General features: G+C 53.7%; 21 protein-coding genes and 1 pseudogene. 7 read left to right on the forward strand and 15 right to left on the reverse strand.

Translation table 11 applies throughout. The annotated features are described in order from the left end of the window. Positions 1–90: 90 nt before the first annotated feature. Both ftrA and EGJ27_RS02885 read left to right on the forward strand, forming a co-directional pair. A complete protein-coding gene (gene ftrA, locus EGJ27_RS02880) occupies positions 91–1080 on the forward strand; it encodes a transcriptional regulator FtrA (protein ID WP_125829197.1) in 990 nt (329 codons plus the stop codon). 186 nt (positions 1081–1266) lie between these two features. Next, the gene (locus EGJ27_RS02885) at positions 1267–1500 is read left to right on the forward strand and encodes a hypothetical protein (protein WP_125829198.1); all 234 of its coding nucleotides are present in this window, start codon (positions 1267–1269) and stop codon (positions 1498–1500) included. A 124-nt stretch (positions 1501–1624) separates the two neighbouring features. Here the strand turns inward: EGJ27_RS02885 and EGJ27_RS02890 are convergent, their stop codons facing one another. The 6 genes and pseudogenes from EGJ27_RS02890 to EGJ27_RS02915 form a co-directional block, all read right to left on the reverse strand. After that, the gene (locus EGJ27_RS02890) at positions 1625–1849 is read right to left on the reverse strand and encodes a DUF6555 family protein (protein WP_125829199.1); all 225 of its coding nucleotides are present in this window, start codon (positions 1847–1849) and stop codon (positions 1625–1627) included. 518 nt (positions 1850–2367) lie between these two features. Then, positions 2368–2846, reverse strand: a pseudogene (locus EGJ27_RS02895) (DUF1543 domain-containing protein). Positions 2847–2873: 27 nt separating this feature from the next. After that, a complete protein-coding gene (locus tag EGJ27_RS02900; RefSeq protein WP_125829200.1) occupies positions 2874–3266 on the reverse strand; it encodes a VOC family protein in 393 nt (130 codons plus the stop codon). An 89-nt stretch (positions 3267–3355) separates the two neighbouring features. Next, entirely contained in the window at positions 3356–3622 is a 267-nt protein-coding gene (locus EGJ27_RS02905; RefSeq protein ID WP_371920824.1) for a hypothetical protein, read from the reverse strand. 276 nt (positions 3623–3898) lie between these two features. Continuing rightward, positions 3899–4375, reverse strand: a complete 477-nt coding sequence (locus EGJ27_RS02910) for a hypothetical protein (protein WP_125829201.1) — start codon at positions 4373–4375, stop codon at positions 3899–3901. A 165-nt stretch (positions 4376–4540) separates the two neighbouring features. Further along, positions 4541–5056, reverse strand: coding sequence for a DUF4823 domain-containing protein (locus tag EGJ27_RS02915; protein ID WP_125829202.1), 516 nt, complete (start codon positions 5054–5056; stop codon positions 4541–4543). A gap of 134 nt (positions 5057–5190) precedes the next feature. On the opposite strand from EGJ27_RS02915, the gene EGJ27_RS02920 reads away from it, so the two are divergent. Continuing rightward, the gene (locus EGJ27_RS02920; RefSeq protein ID WP_125829203.1) at positions 5191–5517 is read left to right on the forward strand and encodes a hypothetical protein; all 327 of its coding nucleotides are present in this window, start codon (positions 5191–5193) and stop codon (positions 5515–5517) included. 133 nt (positions 5518–5650) lie between these two features. Here the strand turns inward: EGJ27_RS02920 and EGJ27_RS02925 are convergent, their stop codons facing one another. After that, entirely contained in the window at positions 5651–12280 is a 6630-nt protein-coding gene (locus EGJ27_RS02925) for a DUF3320 domain-containing protein (protein ID WP_125829204.1), read from the reverse strand. A gap of 795 nt (positions 12281–13075) precedes the next feature. Here EGJ27_RS02925 and EGJ27_RS02930 point away from each other — a divergent pair. After that, a complete protein-coding gene (locus tag EGJ27_RS02930) occupies positions 13076–13336 on the forward strand; it encodes a hypothetical protein (protein ID WP_125829205.1) in 261 nt (86 codons plus the stop codon). 59 nt (positions 13337–13395) lie between these two features. After that, positions 13396–13656 carry a hypothetical protein gene (locus EGJ27_RS02935; protein ID WP_125829206.1) on the forward strand — a complete coding sequence of 87 codons (261 nt, stop codon included), beginning with the start codon at positions 13396–13398 and terminating at the stop codon, positions 13654–13656. Positions 13657–13905: 249 nt separating this feature from the next. On the opposite strand, the gene EGJ27_RS02940 is transcribed toward EGJ27_RS02935, so the two are convergent. From EGJ27_RS02940 to EGJ27_RS02960, 3 genes are all read right to left on the reverse strand, one after another. Further along, positions 13906–14541, reverse strand: coding sequence for an HAD family hydrolase (locus EGJ27_RS02940; protein ID WP_125829207.1), 636 nt, complete (start codon positions 14539–14541; stop codon positions 13906–13908). Between the two features lie 113 nt (positions 14542–14654). Further along, complete coding sequence (locus tag EGJ27_RS02945) at positions 14655–15320, reverse strand: hypothetical protein (protein WP_256672634.1); 666 nt, start codon at positions 15318–15320, stop codon at positions 14655–14657. Positions 15321–16135: 815 nt separating this feature from the next. After that, entirely contained in the window at positions 16136–16870 is a 735-nt protein-coding gene (locus EGJ27_RS02960) for a metallophosphoesterase (protein ID WP_125829209.1), read from the reverse strand. A 377-nt stretch (positions 16871–17247) separates the two neighbouring features. Here EGJ27_RS02960 and EGJ27_RS02965 point away from each other — a divergent pair, with 377 nt between their 5' ends. Then, complete coding sequence (locus tag EGJ27_RS02965; protein ID WP_125829210.1) at positions 17248–17721, forward strand: helix-turn-helix transcriptional regulator; 474 nt, start codon at positions 17248–17250, stop codon at positions 17719–17721. A gap of 248 nt (positions 17722–17969) precedes the next feature. Here the strand turns inward: EGJ27_RS02965 and EGJ27_RS02970 are convergent, their stop codons facing one another. The 5 genes from EGJ27_RS02970 to EGJ27_RS02990 all read right to left on the reverse strand — a co-directional run bounded on the left by EGJ27_RS02970 (position 17970) and on the right by EGJ27_RS02990 (position 24604). Then, positions 17970–19127 carry a TniQ family protein gene (locus EGJ27_RS02970; RefSeq protein ID WP_125829211.1) on the reverse strand — a complete coding sequence of 386 codons (1158 nt, stop codon included), beginning with the start codon at positions 19125–19127 and terminating at the stop codon, positions 17970–17972. After that, positions 19120–19923: a hypothetical protein gene (locus EGJ27_RS02975; RefSeq protein WP_125829212.1), complete on the reverse strand. Its 804-nt coding sequence runs from the start codon at positions 19921–19923 to the stop codon at positions 19120–19122. The genes EGJ27_RS02970 and EGJ27_RS02975 overlap by 8 nt, the downstream gene beginning before the upstream one ends. Continuing rightward, positions 19923–20816, reverse strand: a complete 894-nt coding sequence (locus tag EGJ27_RS02980; protein ID WP_125829213.1) for a TniB family NTP-binding protein — start codon at positions 20814–20816, stop codon at positions 19923–19925. Before EGJ27_RS02980 ends, EGJ27_RS02975 begins: the two co-directional genes overlap by 1 nt. A gap of 1 nt (position 20817) precedes the next feature. Continuing rightward, on the reverse strand, positions 20818–22641 hold the full coding sequence (locus EGJ27_RS02985; RefSeq protein WP_125829214.1) for a Mu transposase C-terminal domain-containing protein: 1824 nt from the start codon (positions 22639–22641) through the stop codon (positions 20818–20820). 1213 nt (positions 22642–23854) lie between these two features. Then, entirely contained in the window at positions 23855–24604 is a 750-nt protein-coding gene (locus EGJ27_RS02990; protein WP_125829215.1) for an SDR family NAD(P)-dependent oxidoreductase, read from the reverse strand. 92 nt (positions 24605–24696) lie between these two features. On the opposite strand from EGJ27_RS02990, the gene EGJ27_RS02995 reads away from it, so the two are divergent. Beyond that, positions 24697–25050, forward strand: coding sequence for a helix-turn-helix domain-containing protein (locus tag EGJ27_RS02995; RefSeq protein WP_125829216.1), 354 nt, complete (start codon positions 24697–24699; stop codon positions 25048–25050). Positions 25051–25240 lie beyond the last annotated feature (190 nt).

Here is a 25240-nt window from a genome sequence, read left to right on the forward strand (position 1 = left end):
ACCTCAAGAAAAGAAAGTAAACCTACTTTAGCCACGAGGCAGAGCACGCTACAGTGGCGAAATCGACTTCGAGTGGTAGTTTTTCGCCAAATGCATAATGTCTCCAACCTGGTTGCCGTGTTGGCCTACGACGGTCTGTGTCTTTTTGAGTTTGGGATCGCTGTTGAGATATTTGGCTTACCCCGCCCCGAGTTCGACTTTGACTGGTATCGGCATGTCGTAGTCGCTGTAGATCGCGGGCCTATGCGCGCCCTGGAAGGTGTCGAAGTCAAAGCCGATGCTGATTTGGGGGTGCTGCCAGGCGCCGGGACGATCATTATCCCTGGCTGGCGGAACCGTGATGAACCCCCACCAGAACCGCTGCTCGACGCACTTCGTGGCGCGCATGAACGAGGGGCCCGATTGCTTTCGATTTGCTCGGGCGTGTTCGTACTGGCTGCGGCAGGGCTATTGGACGGAAAACGAGCCACTACTCACTGGCGTTATACGGATGAGCTCGCCATGCGATTTCCTGCTATTGAAGTCGATCCAGGCGTGCTGTACGTCGACAGCGGTCAAGTAATCACCTCGGCGGGCAGCGCTGCAGGCATCGATGCGTGTCTGCATCTCGTTGAACGTGATTTTGGTGCCAACATCGCCAACAGCGTCGCGCGCCGGTTGGTGATGACCCCACAACGCGCTGGAGGACAGGCGCAGTTTATTCCCACACCCGTTGCGCAAGCACCACGTCATGATCTGTCTGGGGTGCTGGAGTGGGCGCGTCACCATTTGAGCGAACCACTGACGATTACCCAACTGGCTGCAAAGGCGTTGATGAGTGAACGCACCTTCCTGCGTCGATTCACCGAAGCCACCGGTATAACCCCCAAACGCTGGTTGCAACACGAGCGCATCGCCCAAGCCCGTTTGATGCTGGAAACCTCGCAGCTGAGTAGTGAGCAGATTGCTACTCGTTGTGGTTTCGCATCGGTGGAGGGTTTCAGAGTAGCCTTTCGGAAAACGGTAGGCCTCGCACCTTCGTTGTACCGAGACGGGTTCGGGAGCCGTATTACACTATCCGCCATAGCCGGCTGCGAATGAGCGAGACGACCGGTCATGACTGATAGATCACGAGACCACAGCCCAGCTGATCAGCAGCCTAGCGCTTAGCTACTTGCTCGTTTCGCTGAGCTTTGGCTGGTGGGGCAACTGCGGTCACCCTTGAATTTTTTGCGAACTCGCGCTGGCGGTCACTCTCAAACGTTTAACTGACTGGAGGTTCCCGACATGAATGATGACCAAGCTACAAAAGCAAGCTCCACCCCGCCCAATGCACAGCCAGTGGATGCATCTGGCAAACCTGTCGACGTTGTCAAAAGAGATCTAGAGGATCGTGATGACGACACCCGCGCCGTTGACGAGGTCATAACGCCCACGTCCATTCGCGCCAAGGAGCAGGAAGCTGAGGACATAAAGCGCACCACTGACGAGATCGAGCGAAAAGTTGCAGACAGCAACTGATCAATCATTGGCCACCGGACGCCTCTCAGACAAGTTCCAATGACCAGCGCTGAGATTAATGTAGGGCGTTTGGGGCGAGGTGGACAATACGGGAGAGCAAACGCAGCGTTGGCTCCCCTTAGACCTAAGCGCGATTCCACTCAACATTGGTAATGCCATGTTTTTCCGCCTGAGGCTTGCTCAGACGGGGGATAGGGTCGTTTCGATATTTGGGAATCTGGCCGATACCCGCGTCTACGGTCGCCCAATGCCAAGCCTGCGCGTTATCCATTAAGGCCGCGCGAATGTAAAAGGTCTTGTAGGCTCTATTGAGCAGATAATCGATCCGGAAATGTTGCTCTTGCGCCATCGTTCACTCCTTTGGAAAGGTCTGATCCTCTTACCAAAAGATTGTCCGACAAAGAAATAATTCCATATATTTAACAGGCAGTTATCGAAGTCATCCGAATGAACTGCCCCGCCCGATTTGAGGTTTCCAAACGAATGGTATGTCTTGCGCCGCTTCGGCGAACTGACCTCACGAACGGGAGTCTCGTAGCGCTTATCTCCATTAAAAAAGAATGAAGATGAGACGCACATCACTCCCGGGCAACCCCCGCGCTTCCGTTTTCAACGTTAGTGTTCAGCCTGGTGAACGGAAAGCCGGTATGGCGCCATCTTCAAGAAACCGTCTGCGCATAGCACGATCCTAACGCCAACCAACTGCTGATGCCGGCGTGGTCAGCGCTGCTGCAAGCGGAGCGCGCAGGTGGGAGGATGTAAGCCCGCAGGGACGAGACTGAGCGGGTACCGCGAGGGCTCGGTTTACGCCAGCCGTCCGCCGCAGGCGGCCCACCCATACCTCGCCCGACGCCTCAATCGGCCGGACTACGAAAGAACGATGTAATCGTTACGCTGGACGATCCCAGCATGCGGCCCCTCAACGAGATGCACATAGCGCCCACTCACCAAATCGATGGGCAGGCAGTCATCGACGTCCAAAACAGCGTCGGTATGAGCTTGAGTCCAATGGGACAGGATTCGCCATCGCTTCCCGCTTGTCCTTGGCAACCACCAACACGTAGTGATGGGCTTCACCAAAGGTCTGCGACTCGTACCCGCCCAGATTGATGAAGTACAGCCGAGGTGAGTCGGGCAATGGTGCTAATGGGCTCATCTCCACCCGCCAACCTTCGATACCATCGACAGCCATCCATGAATCGATATGCACGCCCTTGGGGCTGCCGAACCAGCTCTCACGACTGCGGATATGCCTGCTCAAAGGAATCGGCAACAACAAACGCGATGTCATGAACCTCGATCTTCGCGCGAGGATGTTTACCGCCCAACATCACAACAAAAAGCATTCAACGCCCCATTCAAAACCACGTCGGTCACTCATTGAAAAACACTGCGATCTTGTTGCCCGCCGGATCTCTCATGTAGGCAACATAGAAGTTGGGCGTGTACGCAGCTCGTGTTCCGGGAACACCCTCATCCTTCCCACCATGAATGAGACCCGCAACATACAGCGCGTCGACCTCAGCACGCGACTGAGTGCGGAAAGCAGGCATCATCCCATTGCCAGGCGTTGCGGGGTTTCCATCAAATGGCTTGCCGACATGCACCGTCCCTGGGCCGTTCAGCTTGTCGACGGTTCCGGGGAGCGAATAGCTGCTGACCCCATCGGAGTGATCTTTTTCGTAGCCCAGTGGCAGAAGAATCGAGTCGTAAAAGGCTACGGACGCGTCGACATCATTTGCACCGATCCATAAATAGCTAAGCATGATCGTCTCCGAGAATGCTTGGTTGATATCTCATGCGACCAACCCTAAGAGGCGAGATTCCCTTCGTACCCTTGCGCCTCCACATAGGCTCAGGCGGACAAGGGGGCTGCATGAATAATTCGGCCTGCAGCCACGTCCTCGACGATCGAGCTGACTTTGGCTTCCTCGATCTGGAACATCTTGATCATGCGGTAGAGTGCTTGAGCGTCCGGCTCGTTGCCGGCTTGGCTGAGTCGCTCGGCAATACGAACCAGCTCCACACCTGACCACTTCAAATCAGCAGCCAAGCCCCGCAGGTCTCGCCGAAGGTTTTGTTCAGGACTTCCCATTTCAATCTCCTTTTTTGTTCCGTTCATAGCGCCCAACATCGGCTAATCGACTAGGCAACCAATCTAGAGCCAAGCTTCCTACGTATTACTTCAGCAGCCCATGAAACGCCCTTGCGGGTGCCTCATCTGAGGTATACATGAAGTCAAAATATGGCGAGGTGTCGACGAGCCCCGGATAAACCAAAATCCACCCTTGAGATGCGCTCGGGAATCGAATCGTGACGCAGCGACTCCCCCACGTTGATTCATCGCTGCTGATGAGACGAAAGACTTCCAGTAGGGTTGAGCAATTGTGAATTTGAGTCATTTGAATGCGCGCCGACCAAGGAGCACGCACCTGGCGGCGAAGGCCAGACCTGCGCCACAAACCACCAGCAGCAACAAGTCACCGATCAAATTCAGTCTGAATCGCCAAGGCTCGAGTTCAGACGTCACGACTTCTAACACGCGATGCCCCTTAGGGCCCGTGAAAACCTCCAACTGGCCAGTGCGCCATGCTTCAAGAAGCTCGTTGATCACAGCAATGACTCCGCCCAGGCAAGCAAGTCCAATGAAGAAGGCATAAAATAGTAACCGGTAGCCTGGGAGCTTGCTCAGCGTGTGGCCGTTTAGACGCGCACCTAGCGACTCGTTAAAAGTCTGATGCTGTTCACGATTGCACAGCGCTGCAGCTCCAAGCAGAACCCCACCCATCAGCATGAGGAGGTAGCCAACCGGCCATCCATCTCTGATGCCCGTCCAAGCTCCGGAGATCGTCAGCGCCAAGCCGAGCATCAACATTGAAGTCCGGTTTTGACCTTGTTTCCTTCTGTCACGTGGTCGCATTAGGTCTAGACCCATCACCATTCACAATCCTCCCTGATCTCTCTGATGCTTCCAATTGGACAGCTGCAGGGGCAGTGCGCCGAGCTATAGCCACCCCCCCCTACGAAGGCGCTGTGCAGGCTAGAACAGCTCGGAGACGAACTGTACAACCGGCTCTGGTAACAAATCCTGCGGATGATCACCACCAAGGGTGGCCAGACCACTGCTGCCTTTGATGATGCCCGAGCTGATGACATCTCCAGTTCGTAGGTCAACAACATCAACTTTGACCTCGACTTTGTCCGGGATCATAGACCACTCGGTGGCCCTGTCCTCCCAGTGCAAAATCGTCGGAAAGATCAGAATGTCCTGGTCGCTTCTCTGCGCCTGGGAAGTGGCATCCTCATAGTTATCGGCAACACCACCCATCTGCACCATCCTGGATTTCGCGCTTATCGCGTTGAAGATGATTTTCGCCGTATTGCGACCCGACCCCCGGTAGACGTGGTTGCCGTACTCACCATCAACTGGCGTGGAAACGAAGATCCGGTCGTTGGGCGCAATCCGGGCGGAGCTGTTTTGCTGAGGTATCCACTGGTGAGAATCAGCGCAGCCAGCGAGAACGACTAAGCCACAGAGAATTACGGGAAGGCGCATCGGTACGTCCTTGTAGGTGTCGCATTGGTAAGGCCGAGAACTCTACTTCGACCGTGATCTCTATTGCTACAACGCAGACGTATGAAAGACGCGTCCAGAACGAAGTCAGCCTTGCCAGCAATAGGAGTAACCACTTGCATCCGACGATTCCAGATGGCCGATATTTTGTTGTCAAAGGACGGCTGTGGCGTTGCTCGAATCCCGCGCTGAGCGAGGATGAGCGGCAGCGGCTGGTGCGTCAGCTTATGAATGCCCGCCGTGCAGTGAAAGCCGCGAAGGTTTCAGGTGATCCAGATGAGATGAAGGTTGCCCGTGCCAGTGTCCAAGCTGCAAAAGTGGCATTGGGAGAACGAGGGCCGGTTTGGTGGGATGACGGGGCACCAGACCTGAATCAGCACATGGTCAGAAATACCTTTTATGCAGAATGGTTCAAACTACTCGACGTTGCCAGCGATCGCTGAAGAAGAATGGCTTTGGTGATGCAGGAGCGACCAGTCCCGGCGCACCAGGAATATTTGCCTTGAGTGACCCCTGAATGGAATACCCCGCAATCAATGCGTTCACACTGATCACAGGGCGTCGAGGAATTTGCTATCAGTTGGTCATCTGGATCGCCTTGACGATACGGGCCCTCACAGACGCAGTGAGCTTCTGCACTCCAGCCTCTTTCGCAATGCTGTAAATCATTGATTCGTCATCCAATGCCCGTCCAGAAAATTTAGCGGCGATACTGGCAATCTCAGCTAGGCAGATCTCCATCAGACTTCGCAAAGAGTCTTCATCCACAGATCGACGGAATACAACCTCATGATCCTCTTTGAGGCTGGATGGCCAGTAAAAGACGCCTACCTGGCTTTCGTCGTGAAAACGAAAACGTTGCTTGGCCAACTGATCGACACGATCTCGAATTTTCGCGCCGGTTCGCACCCATCCATGCGCGCGTGCAATACGGCGAGCCAAAATTACATCGAGAATTGGGCCCTCACTTTCAACCACGTGGGCAATCATCTTCTCCAGGTTTTCGGTGTAGTCGCGCTCAAAAAAACGATCCGGATCGATGGCGTCAACGGCGCTGCTGGGATCAGCTTCGACATAGATCAGTGGCTGAGACGGAGCCACAAAAACCGTTTCGTCCTGAGCCTGAACAACCGATGCTGATCTAGCGTATTTAAGCTCTGGCAAAGCCCCTGAAGGATCATTTGCTTCAACGGTATCAACCGCACCAGCAACCACGGCGACTTGCTCGACGACTTCAATAACCTCGGCCATGGCGGCATCGACTTTCAAGCGCTGTGCTTCCTGCGCTGCATCGATAACCGCCTGTTTGGCACGTGATTCTGCAAGGAGGTCGTTCAGGCGCTGGTGTACCTTCTCTGCAGTACCCAGCGCATCGACCCACCAGTCCGTAGACCAGATCCTGACGATCTCCCAGCCTAGGCCACGCAGTACAAACTCACGAAGCTTGTCCCGGTCTCGTGCGGTGGCGCTGCGATGGTAGGTCGCGCCATCACATTCAATGCCAGCAAGGAATCGTCCAGGTGCATCAGGATGGACGACCCCGAGATCGATTCGGAATGATGAAACACCAATTTGTGTTTGGATGTGCCAACCCTTTTTGGCCAACGCTGCGGCAACCGCTTCTTCAAATGGACTGTCGAATCCGCCTACGCTGCCCAAATTAGCCTCAGCCAAAGCTCGTGGCCCGCGCTCTGCAAATTCCAGGAAATGCTTGAGGTCTCGAACACCGATAGCTTGCGTCCGAGCCAGGTCGATCTGCTCCGGTCGCAGTGTGGAGAACAGAACAAGCTCCTGGCGAGCGCGGGTAATTGCGACGTTGAGACGACGCTCGCCTCCGGGGCGGTTCATCGGCCCAAAATTCATCGACAGTACGCCGGCGGCGTCCTTACCGTAGGTCGTGGAGAAATAGATGATGTCGCGTTCATCACCCTGAACGCTCTCCAGATTCTTCACGAACACCGGCTCCAGTTCGGACTCTGCGAAGTATGGCTCCAGCGACGGATCCTTTCGGCATGCCTCATCTAGCATGTCCATGATGAGTTTCTGTTGCTCACCGTTGAACGTTACAACCCCAACTGTTCTTCGACTTTCCCGGAACGCTTGAGATTGAAGACGAGCAATGAGGTCTGCCACCAAGGCCCTCGCCTCAATCAGGTTCGTGCGTGAGCCTCCCTTGTCGTAGATACCTGCGACAGGGCACAACCGCACGGCCTTGTCTGCGGTGAATGGCGATGGGAAGGTCACCAACTTCGACTGGTAGTAGCGCTGGTTCGAGAACGCGATCAAGCTTTCATGACGGCTACGGTAGTGCCAGTTGAGGTTACGCATTGGTAGGTTGGCGCTGATGCACTCGTCCAGGATGCTTTCAAGATCGGCTTCGACATCCTCATCGTCAGCAGTCGACTCGGCTCGATCAAAAAAGGACGTGGGCGGGAGCTGTTTAGGGTCACCTACCATCACAACTTGCTTGCCTCGAGCCATGGCACCGATGGCGTCCCAGACAGGTATCTGAGACGCTTCATCGAAGATGACCAGGTCGAATGGCGTAGATGCCGGCGGCAGATATTGCGCGATGGAAAGCGGGCTCATCAGCAAGCAAGGGGTCAACTTGGTCAACGCATCAGGTGCACGAGTCATTAGCTCACGCAACGGAATGTGTTTGGTCTTCTTGCCCATTTCATGGCGCAGCAAGCCCCAATCCGAGGAACGGCTGACACTGTCCTGACTCGGCAGATCTGCACACAGCCTCGCACGAAGCCAGTCCTTGGTCAGTGCTGTGAACTTGTCGTCCAGCGCACGGAAATCGCGAATACGCTGTTCGTGCTCGACGCTAACGAACGTCCGAATAACCTCTTCGTTATCCACCGTGGCGTTCAACCACCAGCGGGAATAGTTCACTTCCAGTACTCGCCGGACTTTTCCGGACGTGATCGCGCCCTGCTCCATCGCATTGACTATGGGGGCCAGTCCCACCGCAAAGGCTTCATCTCGAACCTTGCGCCACGAGCACCATGCCTTCAGACGCGGCTCCGAAGAGACAACCGTATCACAGTTTTTCTTGAGTTCGCTCAATGCCAGGTGTGCGGTTTCGTCGATACCCGAATCGGTGAACTGACCCACCGCTGTCAGATGCGAAGTACGCTCTCGGAGCAAGCCAAGCTTCTCGCGCAAAGTACCGCCTGCCAGAGGGATAGCACCTTCAGACTCCAGCAATGCATTGCCATCGCCAAGCAACGTCTGGAGCGGCGTCTTGTAAGCACCAATCTGCTCAGGGTTGAGCGCCAATTTCGCAATCGCAGTCGTCAGCTCTCCTTGGAACAACACTGCATTACGAACCACCTCAAGCTTAGTCTTCAGGTCATTCCAGGCAGGCACCGTTTCGCGAAGATCTGCTAGATCAGCTAACTCTCGCTCGACAGCAGCCCTGCGCTTTAGCAACTCAAAATCATTTTTCAGCGAATCTCCGCAACGCCCCTCCTCTACATGAGGATGATCGTCGACAAGCCGTCCACGCTCCTCGAGGTCACGCCGTTCGACCTGAAACCGAATCGCAGCAGTGAGCCCATCAACGTCTGTATTAAGTCCGGCCCACAGAGAATGAGTTCCTGCCGCGAGGTCGGCCAACTTATCCATCTCGGCATCGAGGCGAACCACAGTGCGCAGTCGATTAAGTTCTTCTTTCAGCTCATCCCCTAAATGGCCCTGCTCTACTAACAACAGCCCTTCGTCATCCCAAGACGCATCCTCCTTCTGGAGTCGCACTGCTGTCTGGAGCTTTATGGCTGCAACAATCCCAGTAGCATCGGACTTGGCGCCCTGCCACAAGGAGCCACACTCCTGCCCTGGTGGTAGGTCATCAATCGCGCGGCGCACAGATCGAATCTCGACCCACGTCGCCAGCTCCTTGGCATTGTCGATCTCTTCTTCAAACGTCTGCGCCGGGGCCAATAGCCCTGCGATTCGGCGCTTACCGAACCAGGATTTAGGCCAGAAAGCCTCTTCAGCCTCAGCCCACTCACGATGCAGAAGTTCGACATCAATCGTGTCGATCGTATCGTTGTAAGTCGCTTGCAGTTGCCCCTTGAGCTCTTCCACTTGGCCAAGGAGAACGACGGCTTGCCCTAATACATCAGTGACGCTCTGCGGCCAGGCTGGGCCGAGATCGGAGAAAGCAGCGCGGCGTTGCTGCAGCAGATCGATGCCCAGTTTGGCATCTGCCATTACACGAGACGACCATGGCGTCGAAAGCTTCGAGTTGATTTCGCGGTGCTGTTCAACCCAGCTGCAGCCATCGCTCAAGCGTTGAGAGATAGAGCGAGCATCAGGTTTCAGAGCAAAACGCCAATCGTGCCCTGCCGCCGCTGGCAGTACCCGTGAAAGAATCGATAGACCGTCCAGGGTAGTAGGTGTGTATTGGGTGGCAGGAAGTGCAGTCAACTCAACGAAGCGATCTGCAGCTTTTTGCACCTCCAACACACTGGGCAAGACGTCTCTCGCCGCTTGCACAAATTGCTGCTGCCAGTGAGGCGACCATTCGGCTTGACCGACCGGAGACAAGGCGTTGCCAGCGAGCTGATCAAAGCCTACAGCCTGCGCGTTGACCTCAAGTCGATCGCCCAGCTCACGCAGTTCAAGCATCGCCTTCTGGTCATGGATATCAGGGGATGCCCAGCCAATCGGCGCTACAGCTTCGTCAACTCCGGATGTGACGGTGCCAATCGCGTCGTAGATCGTATAGCCATTGCGATGACGGCGATGAAGCCGTTCGACGTAGATGTTCAGACTGTCCCGCAACGTCGCGAGACGCTGGGCCTCAACTTCCCATGCCGCCGAATCAACATGCCCTTTCGCTTCCCAAGCTGATTGCAGTTGGGCGAGCACATCAGTCTTCCGCGCCTTGCTCGAATGGAGCTCAAGGCAAAACTCACCCAAACCGATTTCACGAAGGCGTCGATAAACGACGTCCAGTGCAGCGATCTTCTCAGAGACAAAAAGAACTCGACGGCCTTGGGCGATCGACTGCGCAATCATGTTAGAGATGGTCTGGCTCTTGCCAGTACCCGGTGGGCCAATCAGAACGAAGTCCTTACCCTTCGCAGCCGCCATCACAGCCGCGAGCTGGGATGAATCAGATGGCAGCGGGCAGAAAACATCCGTCGGGCCATAGTCACGATCCAGCGACTCAGCTTCGGGGAACGGTGTATCGGAGACAAACGAGTCCCGAGGCGTGTCGAGCAGATGCTGGACTACTGGGCTCTGCCGCAAGTGCTCGGCGTTCTCAACCAAATCCTTCCACATGAGGTATTTGGCGAATGAGAACATGGAGAGCACCACGTCTTCGTTGAGCTCCCAGCCAGGAATGTCCTTGATGGCATGACCGACTTTCTTCCATATGCCTGCGATATCGAGACCCGAGTCATCACGAGGCAACTCGTTTTCCAGCGAACCTAATCCCAGCTCAAAATCCTGGCGGAGCATCTCGATCAGCGTGGGGTTGAAGCGCGGTTCATCATCGTGCAACACCATGGTGAACCCCGAGCGAGCACTCTTACGCTCCAACGTCACCGGGATCAGTACCAGCGGTGCTTTGTACTTCTGCCCTGCCCTGTCTTCACGCGTCCAACTCAGAAAGCCAATCGCCAAGAACAACGTGTTGGAACCGCCTTCTTGCAGCGCGGTACGTGCACCTCGATAAAGTTCGGTGAGTCGGACATCCATCTCATTGGAAGTCAATGCAACAAACACTTCTCTGCGCTTGAGTGCATCCTCGGCATGTCGATGACGTACGTCCTCACGTTCACGTTGTTCATAAAGCGCTCGTTCCCGTGGATCAGTGCCGTCCATTAGATCTGGTCGGGTAAGCAACTTGAGCGACTGACCACTTGCCAAGATGTCCTCGAGCGCTCCCGGGTCTGGAGACTCAAGCTTCAGCGAACGTTTGCCTGTTTTGAAGTTGAGCAGGTTGTTTCGAAGAGACAGATCCAAAAGCTTGCGCTGCCAGCGACCCAGACGGTCGGAGGGATTTAGCTTGGACAGATCCTCGACCTGAACCTCAACATTATCCTCGGCGAGACCAAGCCCTTCCTCCACCAGTAACGGTGGTGGCGCGTCTGACGATTCCTCAGTGGCTACGCGCGCAATTTGGGATTCGGCGCTCGCAAGCGGCTTGATTCGCTGCAGGCGCGCTCGGCGGACGTCCAGAAGCATCTCAAAACGGCTGTCAGCATCCTCCTCAACCTGCTTGGCCCCTCGTTCAACAGCATAGGAGAAAGCCGGAACCGGGTTCTGCGTGACGAGCGTCGTTTCAAAGAGCACAAGCTCCTGAAGCTTGACTCGCTTACGCACCGCAGTGACATCGTCGACCAGCGCAGTAGTGAACTCTTCCGGCTTTAGCCACAGCCCAGCGAATGCATGCCCATGGGTAAACACGATCACGGGATTGAGACCCGCTTGCTCAAGCGCAGCGCAAAAAAGCAGCGTCAGGTCGAAACAGGTTGCCAGGCCGGTATCAGCGATCTGACTCGGACTGCGAACTTTTTGGCCCGACTGTTCAAAACTCGCCGGCGGCAATGCGTAGTCGAGCTTCATCCGAGCGACAGCGCTCCATATGGCAGAGGCCAACTGCCAGGCTCGCTTGGAGCCACCCTCATACCCATCGAGCGCGGACGATAGTTCGCTTAGGCGAAGAAGCTCAGCAGCCTGTTTGAGTAATCGCTCAACCGCAGGATCATTGGGCTGGACGAATGCTGCTGTCATATCAGGGATATGTCGCAGTCCGCCCCACTGGTTGCGTGGGAGAAGGTCTACCACCTGCTCCAGCCGGGCGATCTCTCTGCGACCGCCCTCCGCTGCTTTGTCATCAGCCTCCAGGACGAAGGTAAACGTCGACATCTCCGATTCTGTCAGCCGACTCAGTAACGGCCCATCCAGTACCAGATCGAGGCCTGGGATGACTCGAAAACTATCAGCAGCGATTTCGTCGATTCGCCAGGTCTTGGCCTTCAACACCTCGGGAGCTGATGTCAGGGTCAAAGTCGCGTTGACGAACCTGTCAGTAGTCTCGTTAGAAATTCGAAGCTCCCGAATAACGGGAATGGCATTTTGGAAGTCAGCCAGATTGAGCTTCGCTACCAGAGTCGCGAGGATTTTGACTTCTTTCGGAGAGAAAATTTCTTCGGGCGTGAGGGGCTGAACTACATCGTCCATGCGCAAACATCCTTCTCGAGATACCCAAGGGAGTGCCGGAGTTGGCCGGCCAAGAGGCCCCGCTTGAGCTAATGGCGCGATGATAGCGTTTCTGAGAGCTACCGTAATATGCCATTAGTCGCCAGCGAGATCGCATACTAACTATCTCCTCCGCCCCGCTCTTCATATCCAGTCCGATGGACTCAGCAATAAGTCTACACAGAAACCTCAAAAGATTTGGATCCAAGGCGTTGCCATCGACCCGGAACATCATTATGTTGTGCCAATCCGCAACAGGAAACACTACATGATGTGTTTCCGTTTCGGTCACCGTTAGCGACTATCTGATACCCCTTTGAATGCAATATGGGAGATTTCGTATGACAGACCGCCGTCCGATCAACAAAGATGTGAACGTTCCAAAACCAGGTGGTGGCGAGCAGCCTCGTTCCCGAAATCAAGATGGCCAGATTCGGGATAAACGAAGCGACGCTGGCAAACCTCGTAAGTAACGCCAAGTAGGCCAGCGGGATTCGCGCAACATCCCCCCGCTGACCTGCTCTCATGTTTTATGAGCAAGCGGAGCGCGCAGGCCCTCGGCTAAAGGCGGGAGGATGGACGCCCGCTAGGGCTGCGGCCATGGGCTCCGTTCACGACAGCCGCTTGCATCAGCAGCCCGCTTGAGATGCCCCTTCCCGATCATCCCATTCCCCATCGTGACAAAAGCTCCCATATCCTTAAATACAGAGAACTGTTGATTCATCCAGTACAAGAAATTATCCTTAAGAGAACATTTGTACTCCAGGCGACAATTTGATGTCCAACCTCCCCACCTCAACTGCAGACAGCCCTTTTGACCTCGGCATACCTACCGAGCTTGAGAGCTATCAGCACCAATGCCTGATGCTCCTGGATGAATTGCATGAAGCGTGGGCTGACATCAGAAGGCTGAAAGGTGACACGCGCACCTTGGTAGCGATGAACGATGCACTCATGGCTGAGGTGATAGCACTGAAGCGAGCAGTCATCCAACTGGCTTTGATAGAGGCTAAGCACGCCGAGACGCGGACGATCTGAACTTAGACCTGACCAGCGAGTCAGGATATTCAGCTATCCAACCATTGCTGAGGCCTGCCATGCATACTCACACCATCAATTACCGATTCAAGGACACCCCACGTCAACATCAGCTCGAAATTGGGCAGCAAACGCTCGAGGCACAAGAAGCTGCAATGCACGTGCTGGAGCTTCACTTTGGGGATGGGGAGAACAGTTTGATGATTCCGAACGCGGACGCGACATCCGAAGATATTCTTGCTCAAGCTGCGGTGGTTGGGTTGACCGATATCCGTGTCGTGCCCGGAAAGTCTGATTCTCTGCCCGCCATGAGAAGCTGATACCGGAAAATTAAAAAACCCGCCGAAGCGGGTTCTTTTCTATCAGTACCATCCCAACATCCTTGCCGGCAGCATTCCAGGCAATGGCTGATCATCCATGATCTCTGGAGGACTTCCTGCTCTCCAGCTGATGGATCCAATTTATGCTTTTCGATGAGAGTCTGTAAACGGTCGTTTTGCTGAAGCGTGTGTAAGCCTTTCGCCATTACCTCAGAGCGCCTTGAGGGCTTGGGTAGCAGCCCCAAACCTTCAACCCTGCTCTGCACCTATCACCAGATGGGCAAAATCCACGAGATTGTTGATCCGGCCATGCAGCGACCGTTCGAGATGAATGCCCGTCATTCCCACGCTTCGCGGGCCGTGACAATCACAGCGTAAAGAATCGCCAATCATCACTAGACGTCGAGTATCAGCCTCATGAGCGAGCTCAATCCCGAGAGAACTACAAGCGGCACGATAAATCTGCGGATCAGGTTTGACAGTGCTTATCTCAAAGCTAAACGTGTATCCCTGAAGCTTGGGAAAATGGCGCCTGACTGCTTGCGCATACGGCTGTGCAAGGTTGCTACAAACACCCAGAGGGATATGGTGCTCGCGGAGCAGCTCGACGGCCTCTAACGCATCCTCAAACGCCTCGATGCCAGCAACCTCTTCCTCAAGCGCCGCTTCGATTTCTGCCAGGCGTTGAGGCTTGATCTGAATTTCTAGCGCGTCAGCACATGCCGACAGGCTTCCGTTGAAGATCATGATCCTGACGGCATCGTCAGGCCGGGGACGGCGGCCGTGCTTCATCCCCTCGCGAAGCAGCTGCCTGTAAGGATGGACACCGTCTTGGATCTTCAGGATCGTGCCAAAGGCATCGAATATAACTACCTTGTACGCCATATGACTTCTATCCAACTAGCTCGTCTCATTCAGCATCGACGACATCGGGTCGACGCACCGCCCACTTGAACGTGTGATGTTCGTTAGCGGTTTAGCCCCGCAAACCTGCCCTGCTAATGACCAATCTCGCGTTCGATGTCCATAAAGACGCTTTCCAAGCCAGGGTGCATCCCACTCGCGCGTAGCCCTTCGACTAGTGCAACCAATTCTCGGCCCTGCTCTGGCGACATCTGGAGGTCGCAATAAACCCGATCTTGCACATCCGCAAGTGCTGCGATTCCGCCGCGCGACTCTGCCCTTCTTGGTGTCAAGTAATCGTCTAAAACGCGTCCGTGTGGCACCAAACGTACCACTTCAAAAGGTGCATTTCGGCGAATGCCTTTGCCGAGCAGGACATAGATTGTGTCTTGGGTCTCGAAGATGCCCCGGCCGTCGTACTCAACAGCAAAACCCGTCCTGATCGAATGGCCTTTCTCGTAACGACCGGTACTGTGAAACTCAACGTAGTGTGCGAAAAGCACTAAAGGGAGCAGCGGTTCCAGCACGTTTGCGGTGACGGCATCTGTTAGTGCGTCATCTGATTGATTGCCCTGGCTCGAGGGGGTGGGCTTCGAGTGATCATCATCAATCAAGTCTAGAACGATCCAGCTATGGACAGCGCAATGGGGTTTCAAGGTTCTGGCTTCGAGCGCGATCAGAGTGGATGCGTCTGCGTATGACGCCCCATCAATGAGCTCACCATGAAAGCCCAGCCACTGATACAGATCCGTCTCTTGCATGCGTCCTCCAGCTACGTAGAAAGATTCTTGCCCGCGTCGCAACAAGTTTGATGACAAACAAATCAGGTTGGCCGGGAGACGAATCAGTGAACGCTCCCGCTGAGAAAAGGACGTACTCGAGGCAGCCGACGCAGTCCCGCGAATGAATTTCCGCGAGCTTCGACCAGCAAATAATGGCTGCGCCCACAGGTGCGCGCGATTGTGTAATCGCCTTCCTCGATCAGCTCTCTGACCTCCGAAGTGCGTATCAACCTGCCGTCTGCGAATCGACCGCTGAGATCCATAAAAACCCGCCCTGTCAGACAGGGGTATTCAATTTCGGGCAGCCAGAGAATCCCACTCACGGGCGCTTTGAATGTGAGCCGTGCGGCGTATAAAACGGCCGGCGGCCAATCAATCACGATTGCCATTTCCGCCTCCCACGCTTTGCTGTGAGACAAGCACGTAGTGATCAGCCCCATCCAAAGTTTGGAACAATCTGAACGATCCATGCGTTGCAACCTGCCTGAGTGGATGCGTGGCTACAGTTGCTCCATTCGGGATCTCCCCTGGTTGACCAAAATAGGCAGTGGCTGCGTACCGATCACCTACCCGCGCGCCATTGCATAGATAGGCATCTACGAAAACGCCCCAGTCGTATGCCATCGCCTGTCTGACCTCGGCCGGTAATGGTTCAGCTGCGTCCGACTCGTCTGCTTTTGAAGTGGCGCTTGTGATGGCAAAGACATTCGATTTCAAAACACAGTTGCTCTTGGTGGCTGAGTGGATAGCAGGTTTCCGGGGGCGTTTGAGCGGCTTCTCGGGACGCGCTTTCTCTAGATTTCTAATTCGTAATGCGCGTCGAAACCAGTGGTCTCGCCGGGGTACCCTCTCGGATTCGACACGACCCTGCACCCTGCTAGTTCTACGTCGACCGCTTCGTGCGTGTGGCCGAATACCCAGAGGTGAGCTTGTTCGATAAGCCTTGGCCAGTCACTGCTATAGGCTGCATTGAGATGACCTTCATGCTTGCTGCCAACTACGGCCGGCGTGGGCGCGTGGTGGGTGACAACAATCGTCTTTCCTTCATGCGGCTTGGCCAGTTCTTCAGTAAGCCAAGTTTTTGCTGTCCGATTTTTCTCGATCAAGTCGGACGGACGTATCCGTCGGTAGCTGGTTTCAGCGCGAATGTACTTGAAGTCGTTCATCCACTCTTTGGCCATGTTGCTGGCTGCGACCTGGTCGCCGGTCGAACTGAAATCTGTCCAGGCGGCGGTTCCGAGGATGCGAGTGTTACCGATCGCCAACGATTCATTTTCCAAAATGTGCACGTGAGGCGCTGCAGCATCACGCATCTTCTGAAGAGTGCGATCGAGATGGCCGTCATAAAATTCGTGATTGCCTACGATGTAAACGGTCGGGCATTTGAAGGTGTCATTGGCCCACTGGACGCCCCGGGCTTTTTTGTCGATATCGCCGGCCAAGATTACCAGGTCGATGCTCGCGTCGAGTGGAGGAGGATCGAAGCGGTGAAACTCGTTGTGCAGATCGGAGTAGATACGAATTTTCATAATATGGACGTGAGCACTATTGAAGCCATTTAGACGCGTTGGTGAGGCAGGTTGACCCGGTAGCCAAGCTTGAGCTAGGCAAGTCCTAGCTTGGTTTGTCTGACCCCGTCGGATCCCTTCGAACGGTTTAGGCTTATATTGGAATACATGGCGCACCAGCTTGGTCAGTGAGCAACCCGACTGATTGATCGATACGTCCATGCCCTTACCTTGCCCTGTCGGCTTGGCTGCTTCAGTTGATCGCCAGCCGCCGCCCTGGTTGTCATGCCGGCTCTACACGCATGGTTTCAACCTTCAAGCGAGTTACAGCAATGCAAATATATACGGTAGAGTGTAACTACGCAACATGGCCTGATCCTGCATTTTGAGGACGGGACATGTCGCTGAAGGTGCCCCTTGCTGCAGTACTCCGGGCTTTGCGGGCCGCCAAGCGTTTGCCCCAGGAAGCATTGCCTGACGAAGGGAGCGCTAGGCAGTACATCGGCGATCTGGAGCACGGCAAGTCCAGCCTCACGCTCGACAAACTTGAGAAGCTCTCCGAGTCGCTCGGGCTGAGCCCCGCCACGGTTGTCGCTGCAACAATGGTCGTCAAGGACGGCGGGAGCATCGAAACGATCCTTGCGCGCCTCTCCGAAGAGCTCAACGCCATTCAGGCATCAGGACAGCTGGAGCAGGCCCTCTCCCAAGTGGTCGATGGAAAGTTGGTTGATCGTCCTAGGGGAACGAGCATAAACGCCGACCTATTGGCCAAGGTGCTCGACTGCAAAGCTAAAGGGATGACTCAGGCCGAAACGGCTTCGGAGCTGCAGGTGAACAAGGTAACTGTCCACAGATACTGGAAGCTGGGGTGATCGGTTCGGATAGATCGGATCATCACCGAGTTGCGGTTCAGACAGGGCCGTTGCTTAGCTTTTGGCCGCTGACCCCTAGCTGACAGCACCGTACAGGATGCAAGCAAGCGGAGCGCGCAGGCGTGAGGATCGAAGCCCGAAGGGCCAAGAACCGTAGGGGCTTGGTTTACGACAGCCGTCCCGTAGGGCACGCCCACCACTCTGGCACGAGATATCTGCATCACCGTTATGGCTGCCAACGGCGATTATCAGCGCTCCACTTCGCTTTGTGGTCGAAACATCCAGCGTTGATGAGGCGATCCACTGTTCAGCCACTCTCGATCCCGAGAAGAGTATTCATCCCGCAATGAGTACGCGCCATGCTCAAGCCCACGGAAAAAGTCAGCACACCTGTCTACGAGAGATGCAGGGGTAGCCGAGTACAGCTCACGTAGGACGAAATACTCCTCCCGACTTGCATACTGCATTGCCATCTTGCCGATTTCAAAAGGTGTGCTTGGCCATGGGATCCCGTGCTGCCGGGCCAGCCCGACGAACCTCGCGATGTGCTCGGTGGATATCAGTCCAAGGATCATCCCCGTGAGGATCAGCGCATAGGCACGCTGAACAGGGACTGCCTGAGCTAGGCCTGTTTGGATACGCTCACTCAAGGGCAGGATTTGTCGCACTATTTGCGCTCGATACTCTCGGGCCAGGGCGCATGCGTATCCTCCCCCATCGAAGCGTGTTCGGCATTTCAGCAGTAGAGAATACGTGAGGTCGAACATAGCTACGCTGCGCCCAGAATGTACAAGGCCGAAGGTGTTGAAGCCTGGTTGCCTGAAATACCAGCATTGGATGCGGATTGCGAGACGGTCGCGCATCCTCCTGAACGGGTTAGACGGCGCGCCGGCGCTGTCCTCCTTGAACGCGATCCACGCGCGGTCGTAATCGCTTGGACTCGTCCGTGAGATTGCCAACAACCGATTGTGCTGCACACAATAGCCAGTCATGCAGTAAGTCCAAGACTTGCGCCAGTAGGGAAAGCCTATTGCTGCAACGTCCTCTTCCAGGCAGTCTGGGCAGTAATAACGTCGCATGCTGAAGGGAGTGATCAAGTCAGAGTTTGGAACGAAGAACTGAAGGTTCACTCCAAACTGTTCAAGGCTCGCACCGACGACACCTTTGACTAAGTTCATGTCGTAATCAATGTCGGCGTCGCGGTTAGCGAACAGAGTGGTCTCGCTGCCGATCTCGTTGCCAAGCGCGTACTTGAGTGGGGATATTGGGTGCGTAACATCTTTGGTCAGCGCCCTGAGAGCCGCGGTGAATTTACTGTACTGCGACCCTGAACGGGTCACAGACACCCTATACAGCCAGGAAGATAACGTCTCATCATACGCGGGGCGCTTGACGTACCTAGCCATGACGAACCCTATAGCGATCGCATGTCAGACCAAATGCATCCCTGCCGGGGACGTTGTGGTTGCTATCAATCTGACACTGACGAGCGAGTATTGAAATAAAAGAGACGATTTCTCCGACATGCCCCTTTGTCAGGTTAATGATATGTTTAGCATCTTTGAGCGACATTACTGGCAAGCTGCAGGAGAGTTTCATTTCTAATGCAAAACTAGACAAGATCGAGTTAGAAAATTCTTGCGATTCTTTTTGAGGTCTGAATTTGCTCATTAAAACCAGCGCACTCATTGTGAAGTCCGACCAGTCTCGTTTGGTGGGTTGAAATTTACCAAAATTACCAGCCAATACAAAAATCAACGAGTAAGGAGGTTTAATTAAAACCTGAATAATATTCAGGAAGCGTAGCCGCTCTATTGGACTAAGCTTCTCGGCAATATGAAAATCGTCCACCAAGACCACCTTATTCCTTGAGCACTTCAAATACTTATCCAGGAAGCTTGGAACGACTGTCGTGTTCGGCCACGTATCGCTTTCGTTTGGTAAACGCATCGCATGAAGTAGAGTTTCTCTGACGCCCATGAGATGTGACATCGGCGTCATCATAACTAACCATGGGTGCTGTGCCCCAAATCGTTGCCCTTGACAAAGGCGATAGAGAACGGTGGTGAGCCCACTCCGCGCTTCTCCATGAAGACGGATCCATCCGCCCTCAGCCTTTTGCAGTTTTGACACAATCGATGATGCCACCTCAGTAACAGCTGTATCCTGCACAGAGTTTGGAATGTAATTGACTCGACGCATTAGGAACCCTTTTGATAAAGGTCACTCAGGTAATTCACCCAGCCCAGAGGGCTCTTATGAGCAAGATCAATATTGTCAACAGTAATACACTCCTGTCTAGTAGCGATGGCGTAACACCCCGCCCCTTTAAGAAGGTTGATCATCAGACCTATTACCCCTTTTGAACGATCATAGAGAGCGCGCACTATAGTGGGATCCGTAAGATTAGAGGGCAACTGCAATGGATACAGCTGTTCGATCACCTCTAGAAAATCCAAAAGCTCAGGATCTCGCTCTTGCCAAGGACTCAGTGAAATTTGTTCGATCCTTCGATCTAACTGATCTTCATTGGTAAAAATATTTTTGGTCTTTGGAAGTCCGTATCCGAATATAGGCAGGCTGCAAGGTTCAGCAGTTAGTCCTCTTATTAGCAAAAGAATTTGAGCGAGTTGGTCGCGGTTGTTCCTGCCAAGGTCATGAATGTCATCTAGCGCCAAGCCAGTCTTGCCCTTGGATTTCAGAACGTCGGCAAACACGTCATACTTGAATGAACCACGTACCGACGCATCTCTATGCTCTGGCTCCCCCACTGCAGCGTAGAGCTGAGCAACAAATTTTCGATAGCCGATCTCAGGCTTGACCTCGAAATAGATAAGCCGCTGCGCCCATTCGTCCCTGGAACGCAGCCAGCCCTTAAGGAAGCTAGTCTTACCCGCACCTGTCGGCCCCAAGACTGCAAGGCATTCCGCAGATATCTGATTTCCACGATTCGTCATCATCATTTTCATGATGAACTCGATTTGCTCGTACTGGGAGTGGTGTACCCATAGATCCTTCTTGATCGCCGCAATCCGTTCCATAGTAGGTAGATCAAGCAAGTGCCTACGCGAAGGATCAAGATGCTCGCCTGCCATGTTAGTCCTCCCAGCGCAGCTTACGGCGTGGACGATTTGGATCAACCGGTCTGACCGATGGAATTGTTGGCTCCTGCACAGCCGGGGCACCAATCACAGCCTGAGTTTTCTTGGCATGCTTAGCGTCTGCATTACGTTTCTTCCGGGCCCTCTTGGTTTCCTTCTCAGTTTGAATATCTTGCTCGTTATTTTTTTCGCGCAATCGATGACCGCGGTCAGACCGTACCGTTCCAGACTTCTTGTACACCGCTGGATCTCGAAGGATATACTGATTTTCAGTCATGGGCGCATCCATTAAGTCACTTTGCACGATATCATGATATAACCCTTCAACTTTAAGAAAGATCCTACTAAGATCTCGAGGGTCATATTTAAAATATACTGTCGCCCTTCCCATATCTCGCAAGACCTGGTCATAGTAGTACCTTCCATTGAATAATATCCCTTTAGGTGAGACGACCCTGTGCTCTGTAGGAAAAAAGTCCAGAGCAAACGTCCTTGGGTCTCCGGGAGTTGGCGGCATGATATCTTTACCACTCGGCGTGGTCATATCGGCAATCCACACTTCGAACGGTGTCTTACCTTTTAGAGACCTATGCTCCGTGTCATGGTACAAACTGACGCTTCTAGCAACCCACAACTCAAAGTCTTCCAGTTTCCTGGTGGCGTGTTTTGCCGGATCGATGGAGCCTCTTTTGACAACATTGGACTGTGTAGAGCCGCGCAGAAAGTGCACCTTACCCATCATGGTGCCAATCAGTCGCTCAATATGACCACCCCAGTGCTTGGCCCCTAGGGGACGTAACACCGGCTCTATTCCATATACCCAGCAGGTGGCCTCAAAATTGTCACTGATAAATTCGCTGGCATTGTCTGAGTGGAGAACTTTCATCAAGCCATAGCATATATATAGAATGTCGGGATCGTTAAACTCAAGGAGAGATTTGGTTTTAGGAAACACTGCATTCACTAAAGCCATGGCGCAGCTAATCGCACTTGGTGGACACAAAGAAATGTAATAACCCAAGATAACGCGAGTTCGCAAATCGATGAGTATCGTAATCCATGGCCTCATTAAAGGAACACCGGCATCATCCAAAATAAAAAGATCGACCATTGTGTGATCTATCTGGACAAAGTCTAACGCACTTAAAACCTTTTTGGTTCCAGGTTTCAACCCGTATTTTTGTTTGGCCTCCTCGATGCCGTGTTTCATTCGGCATCTATCAAACGCAGGAATTGCGTAAAAACGCTTGGAAACAACTCCACGCGACGGCACAGGTAATTGACTAAGTTTACACTTTGTAACTATCTGCTGGTAGACATTTTCTAATGTTGCGCCTTTCCCTTGATAATAGGCCGTTATGCAAAAATCTATAATCTTTTCTACCTCTGGAGACAGCAGGCGGGTGCCTTTCTTTCGCCCCCTCGGGATAGCTACTATAGAAATTACGCCAATATCAGGGCGATAATTCTTAAGAACCCTATTAAACTGGGAAACAGACAAACCTATAGACGCGGCCGCTTCTACACGAGATAGTGTTTTGGCACGGTAGCCTATGATGGCCTTCTCTCGTTTAGTAGCAACTCCCCGCTGCACTGGTGTAACTCTAGAGTCGTCAAACCAATACGCCCGGAGCGTCTTCGCTATATCCTCGGCCTTGTCTTTAACATCAACAAGGGTGAGCTCCGCGGGCGATGCGTAGGAGTAATCGCCATTGCTCCGGTCTCGAACAAGAACCCCTTGAGTTTTATTAAAGTCGATGATCTCGCAGACTCTACCGCCGTAGATAACGATCATCCCCTTCGTTAGTTTCTCACGCATTTTCGGCCAAGCCTTGCTGTGGACGGAGTCAACATCTCCAACTCATAGCAACCAGAACCTATCACGTCAACTAAAAAACGCAGCATTTCTCAATTCGGCGCGCCCTTTAATATATTTAATAATATATTGGCAAATACCACTCCTAGGCAGCACCAGTAAGTGATAACAAGTAGATGAATCAATGAGTTATAATAATATTTCGACACCAAGCAATTTATTTTCAACACTTTTATATTATATTGGTAAAAAGTCCTGAGACAGATCATTTCTTTCCGCACGCGTCAACAAATCAAGCGCTTTCAACTAGTTATGTCAGAGCAATGTTCCATTAATGCCGTTTCTAAGGTCAGGTGCGATATGGCATGCGTTTTGCTAGCGTGCGGGACGAGCTTTGCGTTCAAAGGATGCATGTTGCGGCGTCTGCTTTATATTTCCACAGTACCAGCGAGATCCTCAGGCTCGGCATCCGAAGCTGAACATTTCTGCGCAGCCATGAATCGGCCTCTGGTCGCCATGATCATTTGCACGGTCATTTGGCAGGGTGATCAGGGTGCTTATTGTCGGCCCGCGCTCATGTCAAGCGTGGGCTGAGGCTCACACACGGGCTGGCTGGCGTTCATATAAGAGCTGGTTTGCATTCTCAGGGCTAGGGATACTCGGACAATCTGCTTCACTCTGAAAGTGCGTGCCGCAGCTCACGGGATTCTTGGAGGACTGGGGGAGCTTAAACCCACCTGTTCGGATGATCTAGTGACTTGGTTTCAGAGCACGGTGTTGCTCGGGCGCTGGGCGTTAGCTTTCGCGACGGCTTGGTGATGACCAGCATGGTTTGGGCAGTATCGAACACAGTTAGGTGAGCTTGACGAAACGGAATGCGTGCGCGAGGTGTGCGGTGGTTACCGGCCGATCCGAGCATTGATGCGACGATTTCGAGCCCTAGCGCATTACCAAGGGTTTCGGGGATACTGAGAATCGTGGGATCGTGAGGTAATGGCCGTTCTAGAGCGGTTTCGTGCATCTATCTACAAATAGATGCGCTTTTTTCTTTTGGCTACCTTTAGATGCGCTTTTTTACTTTTTGACCCTAAAAAAAAGCGCATCTATTTATAGACACTGAAAAATAGTCAATAAAATCAGGGCATTGGACGGGACGCACCTATTCGTGGGCCTGACACGCATTTTAAAAGGCACAACCCCTCAAGCCACAGCGGTCTCAAACTTGTGCCATTCCTCCATCAACGAATATTTCACCGCCGGTCATGAAGCTGCTTTCATCCGATGCGAGGAATAACGCTGTCGCTGCGACTTCCTCCGGCCGACCGATGCGTGCCAGCGGCATTTGCGTAATCATCCCGGCAACAATCGCATCTTTCTGGCCCGTGCCTGACAGCGCCTGATCGAGCCCGGGCGTCGAGATCGGACCAGGCGACAACACGTTGACCCGAATGCCGGTGCCCTGAAGATCCAGCGCCCAGCTTCTGGCGAAGTTACGCAACGCCGCTTTCGTCGCACTGTAGACACTGAACGCCGGTGTACCCATGGTGCCGGTCGTGGATCCGGTCAGGATGATCGAACCGCCATTGCCCATCAGGGGCAGCGCCTTTTGGACGGTGAATAAGGTGCCTTTGACGTTGACACCAAAAGTACGGTCAAACGACTCTTCAGTGATCGATCCGAGCGGTTGGAAATCACCCAGGCCTGCATTGGCGAACAAAATATCAATGCGGCCGGTGGCGGTTCTGATCTTTGCGTATATCCGGTCCAGATCGTCCAGATCTGAAATATCGCCCTGGATAGCGATCGATTCGTGGCCTATCTGCTGCACTGCCTTGTCCAGTTCTTCCTGGCGACGACCAATAATGACGACTTGCGCGCCTTCCGCAGCAAAACGTTCTGCGGTGGCCAGGCCTATTCCGCTGTTACCGCCTGTGATGACTGCGATTTTACCGTTGAGCCTTGTCATGCGGGTATCCTCAGCAAAGTTGAAGCACAACTCTAGAACCGCGCGCACTATTTGAATAGTATGCACCTTTTGGTAAGTACCTGATGAGTGTCATGTCGAAAACCCCGTTCAATTCTGGGCTGGATGCGGCCTTGGCGGTCATTGGCGGCAAGTGGAAACCGCTGGTTTTGTACCACCTGTCCCGGGATGTTCACCGCTATGGCGAGCTTAAACGTGCAGTCGGCAGCGTGTCTGATAAAGTCCTGATCCAGCAGCTCAAAGAGCTGGAACGTGACGAAATCGTCGCCCGGCTCGACTTTCAGGAGATCCCTCCCAAGGTGGAATATTCGCTGACCCCGCTTGGGCAGTCGTTGGCTGCGGCGCTTTGCTCGTTATGCGCTTGGGGCACGGAACATATGGCCACCGTAGAGCGGATCAACGAGCGTCGTACGGCCGTTCACGACTAGCCTTATATATCGAAAATATATAACTCCACTAAATGACTGTTTAGTTGAGTTATAACCCAGGGGGTGTTCAAGATGCCAGCCAGCCGCCCTCTGCGCCTGCTTACGCACTGACCTGCATAAAGCGGTCAAACCAGGCTCTGTTCTCGCTCTGCGCTTTGCCTCATCATGCCCGGCATGCCTCGACCCGTCC

It is taken from the genome of Pseudomonas sp. v388 (assembly GCF_003935425.1).
Lineage (GTDB): Bacteria > Pseudomonadota > Gammaproteobacteria > Pseudomonadales > Pseudomonadaceae > Aquipseudomonas.

Excerpts from the sequence above, each read along its gene's own strand:
- ftrA (WP_125829197.1), top strand. The coding sequence starts at position 91 with ATGCATAATGTCTCCAACCTGGTTGCCGTGTTGGCCTACGACGGTCTG.
- EGJ27_RS02885 (WP_125829198.1), top strand. The coding sequence starts at position 1,267 with ATGAATGATGACCAAGCTACAAAAGCAAGCTCCACCCCGCCCAATGCA.
- EGJ27_RS02890 (WP_125829199.1), bottom strand. The coding sequence starts at position 1,849 with ATGGCGCAAGAGCAACATTTCCGGATCGATTATCTGCTCAATAGAGCC.
- EGJ27_RS02900 (WP_125829200.1), bottom strand. The coding sequence starts at position 3,266 with ATGCTTAGCTATTTATGGATCGGTGCAAATGATGTCGACGCGTCCGTA.
- EGJ27_RS02905 (WP_371920824.1), bottom strand. The coding sequence starts at position 3,622 with ATGAACGGAACAAAAAAGGAGATTGAAATGGGAAGTCCTGAACAAAAC.
- EGJ27_RS02910 (WP_125829201.1), bottom strand. The coding sequence starts at position 4,375 with ATGTTGATGCTCGGCTTGGCGCTGACGATCTCCGGAGCTTGGACGGGC.
- EGJ27_RS02915 (WP_125829202.1), bottom strand. The coding sequence starts at position 5,056 with ATGCGCCTTCCCGTAATTCTCTGTGGCTTAGTCGTTCTCGCTGGCTGC.
- EGJ27_RS02925 (WP_125829204.1), bottom strand. The coding sequence starts at position 12,280 with ATGGACGATGTAGTTCAGCCCCTCACGCCCGAAGAAATTTTCTCTCCG.
- EGJ27_RS02930 (WP_125829205.1), top strand. The coding sequence starts at position 13,076 with ATGTCCAACCTCCCCACCTCAACTGCAGACAGCCCTTTTGACCTCGGC.
- EGJ27_RS02935 (WP_125829206.1), top strand. The coding sequence starts at position 13,396 with ATGCATACTCACACCATCAATTACCGATTCAAGGACACCCCACGTCAA.
- EGJ27_RS02940 (WP_125829207.1), bottom strand. The coding sequence starts at position 14,541 with ATGGCGTACAAGGTAGTTATATTCGATGCCTTTGGCACGATCCTGAAG.
- EGJ27_RS02945 (WP_256672634.1), bottom strand. The coding sequence starts at position 15,320 with ATGCAAGAGACGGATCTGTATCAGTGGCTGGGCTTTCATGGTGAGCTC.
- EGJ27_RS02960 (WP_125829209.1), bottom strand. The coding sequence starts at position 16,870 with ATGAAAATTCGTATCTACTCCGATCTGCACAACGAGTTTCACCGCTTC.
- EGJ27_RS02965 (WP_125829210.1), top strand. The coding sequence starts at position 17,248 with ATGTCGCTGAAGGTGCCCCTTGCTGCAGTACTCCGGGCTTTGCGGGCC.
- EGJ27_RS02970 (WP_125829211.1), bottom strand. The coding sequence starts at position 19,127 with ATGGCTAGGTACGTCAAGCGCCCCGCGTATGATGAGACGTTATCTTCC.
- EGJ27_RS02975 (WP_125829212.1), bottom strand. The coding sequence starts at position 19,923 with ATGCGTCGAGTCAATTACATTCCAAACTCTGTGCAGGATACAGCTGTT.
- EGJ27_RS02980 (WP_125829213.1), bottom strand. The coding sequence starts at position 20,816 with ATGGCAGGCGAGCATCTTGATCCTTCGCGTAGGCACTTGCTTGATCTA.
- EGJ27_RS02985 (WP_125829214.1), bottom strand. The coding sequence starts at position 22,641 with ATGCGTGAGAAACTAACGAAGGGGATGATCGTTATCTACGGCGGTAGA.
- EGJ27_RS02990 (WP_125829215.1), bottom strand. The coding sequence starts at position 24,604 with ATGACAAGGCTCAACGGTAAAATCGCAGTCATCACAGGCGGTAACAGC.
- EGJ27_RS02995 (WP_125829216.1), top strand. The coding sequence starts at position 24,697 with ATGTCGAAAACCCCGTTCAATTCTGGGCTGGATGCGGCCTTGGCGGTC.